Annotated in this window: 4 protein-coding genes and 1 pseudogene; 2 read left to right on the top strand and 3 right to left on the bottom strand. The window is 68.3% G+C overall.

The window, feature by feature from the left end; translation table 11 throughout:
- On the bottom strand, positions 1-3,241 hold a 3,241-nt coding region (locus AC5LSR_RS21835; protein WP_493468922.1), incomplete at its 3' end, for a helicase-related protein.
- A gap of 293 nt (positions 3,242-3,534) precedes the next feature.
- Here AC5LSR_RS21835 and AC5LSR_RS21830 point away from each other — a divergent pair.
- A complete protein-coding gene (locus AC5LSR_RS21830; RefSeq protein WP_250287521.1) occupies positions 3,535-4,338 on the top strand; it encodes an AlbA family DNA-binding domain-containing protein in 804 nt (267 codons plus the stop codon).
- Positions 4,298-4,612: a DNA glycosylase AlkZ-like family protein gene (locus AC5LSR_RS21825; RefSeq protein WP_250287523.1), complete on the top strand. Its 315-nt coding sequence runs from the start codon at positions 4,298-4,300 to the stop codon at positions 4,610-4,612. Before AC5LSR_RS21830 ends, AC5LSR_RS21825 begins: the two co-directional genes overlap by 41 nt.
- Before the next feature lie 240 nt (positions 4,613-4,852).
- Here the strand turns inward: AC5LSR_RS21825 and AC5LSR_RS21820 are convergent.
- Together AC5LSR_RS21820 and AC5LSR_RS21815 are read right to left on the bottom strand one after the other, a co-directional pair.
- A pseudogene (locus AC5LSR_RS21820) lies at positions 4,853-5,254 on the bottom strand (transposase); the annotation flags it as partial.
- Between the two features lie 594 nt (positions 5,255-5,848).
- Entirely contained in the window at positions 5,849-6,196 is a 348-nt protein-coding gene (locus AC5LSR_RS21815) for an MDR/zinc-dependent alcohol dehydrogenase-like family protein (RefSeq protein WP_250287525.1), read from the bottom strand.
- Between the last annotated feature and the right edge of the window lie 271 nt (positions 6,197-6,467).

Raw genomic sequence — 6,467 nt, 5'->3', positions numbered from 1 at the left:
CGGCGTTCTTGCCGGTCATCACCTCGTTGTGGGTGACGAAGAAGTCGGTGGCGCCGTCGAGGCGGGCCTTGACCTCGATGCGGTAGGTGTCGCCCTGGGCGTCGGTCGAGAGGATGTCGAAGCCGGGATTGTTGAACGCCTGCTCGACGGGCTGGCGGCCGAGTTCTCGCTCGCGCGCCATGACGAGGTCGACGCCGCGACGCTCGACCTCCCTGGTCTCCTTAGCGTGCATCGGCGCGGACGGCGGCAGTTCGTCCTCGAACATGCTGACGGGCAGCACGAGGGCGGCGGTGACGAGGCGGGGCGGCCTGGTGGACATGAGCTGCTGCTGGTCGAGCAGCTCCAGGCGCCTGCGCAGCCGGAGGTCGAGCTCGACCGCCTTGCGGCCCAGGCTCTCCGACGACTCCCTGGGCCGCTCGCCCTTCCGCTCGTTCTCCGAGGCGATCGCCGCCTCGAACAGTAGGCGCTCGCTCTCCGCGGTGAGGCGCTTCGTGACCAGGTCGCGGGCTTTCGTCAGCTCCGCCAGCCGGCGGGGCCGAACCTCGGCGAGGTACTCGGGGAGCCGGTTGGCGATGATCCAGCTCGTGGCCGTGTCCTCGGCCTCGGCAAGCCACGCGACGGCACGTGCGGCGTCGGTCGCCGGGCTCGCGGGAGCGGCGACGCAGTCCAGGTACGGCGCGGGGCCGGCGGGGCTGACGGTGCCGTAGCTGTCGACGTAGGCGTAGCCGAAACGGCGCGCCACCGACTCGCCGGTGGCGTCGGTGACCTCCTCGACGACGCCGACGAGCAGGTGTGGCTCGTCGAGGGTCGAGGACACGAGCACGGTGCCATGGTTCAGCGCGCCGCCGAACCGCCGGACGGTCTCGTCCATGACCGCGTCGTGGAGCGGGTGGCCGGGCGCGAGCAGGTCGGCCCGAGCGAGCCCGTCGGGCTGGGCGTGGGCAAGGTCGAAGGCGACCCGGTCGTACTTCGTCGCGATCGGCCCCCTGCCGGCCGAGCGGATGTGCTGGGGCACGTTCGCGATCTCGTAGCGCCCCCGCTCACGCCTGGCGATCCGGCCACCGAGACGGGTGAAGGCCGCCTTGAACGCCAGCTCGATGTAGTGCGGCTGGAGCCGCCGGGCGCGAGCCTCGTCCATCGCCGCGCGCAGCCGCTGGAGGTCGGCCTCGGCGAGGTGCTCCGACGCGAGCGCCCGCTCCTCGAGCAGGTCCCTGAGGCCGTCGCCGACGCTGGCGTCGATGACCTCGTGCATCTTCGCCTTCACGTCGGGGCGCTCGCCGTACTGGATGGCGTCGAGCAGGAGGGTGCGCAGCGGGATCTCGGAGAAGGCCTCACCGAGGACGTCGAAGACCTTGCCGCCGTAGTCCTGGCGCATCTGGTCGAGCTTTCCCAGCAGGCGGGTGAAGACCTCACCCTCGCGGGTGTTGGACGCGACGAGGTTCCACAGCCGGCAGATCTCCTCCTGGCCGATGCGGTGGACGCGGCCGAACCGCTGCTCGATGCGGTTGGGATTCCACGGCAGGTCGTAGTTGACCATCAGATGGGCGGCCTGAAGGTTAAGGCCCTCGCCGGCGGCGTCGGTGGCGATCAGAATCTGGACGTCGCGGTTCTTGGTGAACTCCTCGGTGATCTGGCGACGCTCGCCGCGGCGTACGCCGCCGTGAATGGCCCTGACCGTGTCGGGCTTGCCGAGCAGCGATCCGATTCTGGCCTGGAGGTAGTCGAGGGTGTCACGGTGCTCGGTGAAGATGATGAACTTCCGCGGCCAGCCGTTCGCGTCGGTGGTCAGCGCGTTGTCCTGGAGGATGTTCGACAGCTCGGTCCACTTGCGGTCGGTGCCGGCGTCGCGGACGAGCCTGGCGGTCTTCACCAGCTCGGCCAGCTCGATCAGCTCGGCGTTGAGCTCCGCTACCGTCTGCGCCGCGGTGGCGGCGTCGAGCAGGTCCTCCTCCAGCTCCTCGATCTCCTCGGCGTTGAACTCGTCGGCGTCGATCGCACTCCACTCGACTGCCGGGTCCGGCTCGCGGTAGGTGCCGTTGAGGATCTCCTGCCGTTTGCGCTCCAGGCGCTCGCAACGGCGCACAAGGCTCTTGTAGATCGCCTCCGGGCTGGAGGCAAGCCGCCGCTGGAGAACGGTGAGGGCGAAGCCGACGGTGTTCTTGCGCTTGCCGCCGACCCGGTCGGCCCGGTTCATCCCCTCGCGGACATAGTGGGTGACGTCCTCGTAGAGGGCGTACTCCGACGCGGTCAGCTCGTAGGGAACGGTCTCGGCGACGCGTTCGGGGAAGAGCTTCCTGCCCTCGAAGGTGAGCAGGTCCTCCTTGACCATGCGGCGCATGATCCCGCTGGTGTCCGTGGTCTTCTTCTGCCTGCCCTCGAACCGGTCCCGATCGAGCAGCGTGAGGAAGAGCTGGAAGTCTTCCTCCTTGCCCGAGTGCGGGGTCGCGGTCATCAGCAGCAGATGGCGGGTGATCTCGCCGAGGAGCTCCCCGAGCTGGAAGCGCCTGGTCTTCTCCAGCTTGCCGCCGAAGTAGTGGGCGCCCATGCGGTGGGCCTCGTCGACGATGATCAAATCCCATTCGGTCTCTCCGAGCTGGGCCTGGAGCCGCTCGTTGCGGGAGAGCTGATCCATCCGTGCGATGAGGAGCGGGTAGGTCTCGAAGACGTTGAGGTTGACCTGGGAGTCGATGAGCTGGCTGGTCAGCAGATCGAAGCGGAGGCCGAACTTGAAGAAGAGCTCGTCCTGCCACTGCTCCACGAGCCCGCCGGGCGCGACGATGAGGCACTGCTTCACGTCATCGCGCAGCAGCAGCTCCTTGATGTAGAGGCCGGCCATGATCGTCTTGCCGGCGCCGGGGTCGTCGGCGAGCAGGAAGCGCAGCGGGGTACGCGGGAGCAGCTCGCCGTACACCGCGCGGATCTGATGGGGGAGAGGCCGCACGTCACTGGTGGCGACGGCGAGCATCGGGTCGAACAGCCCGGCCAGCGAGATGCGCTGCGCCTCGGCCGCGAGCTTGAAGTCGCTGGCGTTGGCGTCGAAGGCGCGGCTGCCGGTCTGGGCGACGCTGAGCTTGTCCTGGTCCTTGCGGAAGACGACCTGCTGGCCGAGGCCGCCGGCGGTGGTCTTGTAGGTCAGTTCGAGCGCGTCGGAACCGTGCCATTGCGCGGCAATGACCGTGATGACCTCGGCGGGGATGAGCCCGTCGACGCGCAGCCCTGGCTTGAGCTCCTCCAGCAGCACGACCGACCTCCCCCTGATAAGACAGCCGGCCAACGCTACTGGAACGGTCCGACAGCCCGATGCGCCGCCTCCGGATCCCAGCCACCGACGCACTGGCGGACCGCGGCACCCGAACCCACCAGGCCTGCGGAACGTGTGTTCGATACAGTGAACGATGCTGCAGCCCCGGCCCTCATCCGGCATCGCGGCTGTGGGCCGACCTGCCTACAAGCAGGCAATCGGACGCTGAGCAAGCGTATCTTCAGTAGCCTGACGCCTGCGAGATCAAACCGGTGACGGCAGGAGGGGGCCAGATGGTCAGCCATCTCATCTCCTTCTCGCTGCTCGATGCGGACTCCGTCCGCGCGGCGATCGACGGCGGAGAGACGCTGTCCGTCGAGTTCAAGGGCGAGGAACGTCAGTCACTCGGCGACCGCGAGCTGATCGAGGCGGTCGTCTGCCTGGCCAATGGCCACGGTGGCCTGCTGCTTCTTGGCGTCGAGGACTCCGGCTTGGTCACTGGCGCTCGACCGCGGCATGGCAACCGTACCGATCCGCAGCGGCTGCAGGCGCTCATCGCGAACTCCACGCAACCCCCAGTACAGACGGCTGTGTCCACGATCGAGATCGACGGTACGCCCGTGCTGTGCGTCCAGGTAGAGAACAGCCCACGTATCGTCGGAACCACCCGCGGGATGTACCAACGACGGGCGATCGGTGGCGATGGAAAGCCGACGTGCATACCGATCCACGCACACGAGATGCTCGCGCACGAGATCGACCGAGGAGCCGTCGACTACTCGGCGCTTCCGGTGCCTGACGCAACCTGGAATGACCTGGACCCGCTGGAGTTCGAGCGATTTCGCCGGCTGATCCGGGAATCGGCCGGCTACGGGGACCGCGTGCTAGCCGATCTTGATGACCATGATGTCGCGCGCGCCCTCGGTCTACTCGAGCAACGCGGCGGCACGACCGTGATCTGCGCCGGCGCACTGCTCCTGTTCGGTCGAGAGGACGCGATCTGCCGCTGCCCTTCTACAGGTCGGCGACTCGGAGGTCCGGCGGCAGCTCGCGCGGATGGTCGACCGTGGCCTCGTGGAAGCACGCGGCGGAGGTAAGGGGCGTACCTGGCATCTCACCGCCGCTGTCTACCGCGAACTTCGCGAACCCGCCGCCTACGTCCGGGTGCATGGCTTCGACCAGGCTCAGCAGGAGCAGATGGTGCTCAGCTACGTCGCGGCCCACGGCCAGATCACCCGAGGCGAGGCAGCCGACCTGTGCTCGCTGTCCCCCGACCAGGCGTCGCGACTGCTGCGCCGGCTCGCCCGGGACGACGGACCCTTGGTAGCCAGCGGTAGCCGTCGCTGGACGGCCTACACGCACCGCGCATAGTTCTATACGCACCCAGGGAATCCTTCACGCGCGCGTATAGCTACACGCGCGTGAGCGCCGTCGATCGGAAACGCGTTCTACGCCAGCGCCGCCGCCTCATGCCCTGCCATAGGCATCACATTCCGTGCTCAGGAAACGTGCTCAGGCCTGACTGCAACGACAGAAGCCACGGTACGGTACGTCAGGGTCGTCATCGGACAGATCATCGATCAGGTCATCGAGGACGGCTTCCTCCTCTACTCAGCGCCGGTGCGCGCCCAGCGCGTCACCCAGATCCGGGTCGAACCGCGCACGGACCTGACGGCCGGTGAGCTCCGCGGGTTCCGGGCAGGCGACAACGGTCCGTAGTTGTCCGGGGTGTCCGGTGGACTGAGCGTTGATGATCTCCGCCGTCGGTTCGACGTCGCGTTCGTCCTGCCGGCGGGCCTGACCCCGTAGTGCGTCGTGGACACGTTCGGTCACGTCGGCGTCGTGCCAGCGGGCGAAGTAGTAGCAGACCGTCTGCCAGGGCGGATAGTCCGACGGCAGTGCCCGCCAGGCACAGCCGGTGCGCACCACGTAGAGGATCGCATCGACCAGGTCAAGGCGGTCGTGCTTCTCCCACCGACCCACCACCGCAGCCGGCGGTGCGACCAGCGCCCATTGGGAGTCAGACGGATCAGACGGCTACCGGTGACGGTGAGCATGCGGTATCCGCTCGCCGTCACCCGTCAGCCGGTCCCGCCAGGGCATGTTCCCGTGACCGTAGCCCGTATCACACACCTCAGGCGTCACGGTCCGCTACCGATGGGGTATTTTCAAATATTTTCTTTACGTTCGGGTGCTATCGTGACCACCGGCTGATGACTATGTCGTTATGCCGTATACGCTGCACGCGCTCGGTGACCGCTGGGGAGGGCACGCGCGCCTGGCGGGCCAGTTCGGACATCACATGATCTACGGACCGGCGTGCGGCTCGGCCAGCGGTCGGGCGTTCACCCTGTCGATCGGCCGTCGCTTTGATGGCCAGTCACTCGGATCGCCTGAAATCCCCAAGGTATTGTCCGGCGAATCCTTCAACAGGCCATGGAAAACACGTCGCCGGGCCTCAACTCTGCTTACCCGCCCCACGCGGCGGCGGCCGACGTTGTAGTGGCCGTGTCGGCGGCCCGCTATCCGGCCGAGCCGTCCGTCGGTCTACCCAGGCCGGGCCGCCAGCGGCCGCCTGACGTCCTGTCCGACGTCCCGGTCGGCGTCTCAGTCGACCTCGAGGACAGCACGGCGGCGTCGGATGCGCCCGTCGAGGTAGCCTGCGGCCAGCTCGCCGACCGCGTGCCAGCTGGCGTGTGGGTGGTCGGCCGGGGTGAGCCGGCCGGCCGCGACGAGCCCGACCAGCTCGCGTAGGTCGTGGCCGAGCGGCCAGCGGCCCCAGTAGCCCTGCACCCGTCTGCGCGCCGGGTTCGCGAGGGCGTCCGGCGCGAGGACCGTCGGCTCACCGGAGATCGCGCCGACGGCGATCGCCACCCCGCCCTCGCCGAGCAGCGACACGGCGCCGGCGAGGAGAACGCCGCCGGCCCCACAGGAGCAGGTCGGCGCGGTGGTCACCGCTGGCGTCGACACTTTCCCGCGCGCGTTCGGCGCGGCCGCGGCCTGTGTGACAGCTCCACCAACGGAATCAAGGGCTGGTGGGGCTGGTCAGTGCGTCTGGCAGGCGCGGCGTCGGGAACACGCCGAGCAGGTAGGCAGGGCGGGCCCGGCGTCGAGAACGACTTTTCGGGCGGAGCTTGACGGATCGGCCGCCAGCCTCCATGGTTAGCTACATGAGTAACGAACCGACGAACCGCAGTATGCGGTGGTCGGCGTGAAGGACGACGGA

This window comes from Protofrankia sp. CiP1_Cm_nod4, from assembly GCF_982290645.1.
Note: the sequence above shows the minus strand (reverse complement) of the source record. Positions and strands in the feature narration are given on the sequence as shown.

Bases quoted from the DNA above. Each gene is read 5' to 3' on its own strand.
- AC5LSR_RS21830 (WP_250287521.1), top strand. From the start codon at position 3,535: ATGGTCAGCCATCTCATCTCCTTCTCGCTGCTCGATGCGGACTCCGTC.
- AC5LSR_RS21825 (WP_250287523.1), top strand. From the start codon at position 4,298: ATGGTCGACCGTGGCCTCGTGGAAGCACGCGGCGGAGGTAAGGGGCGT.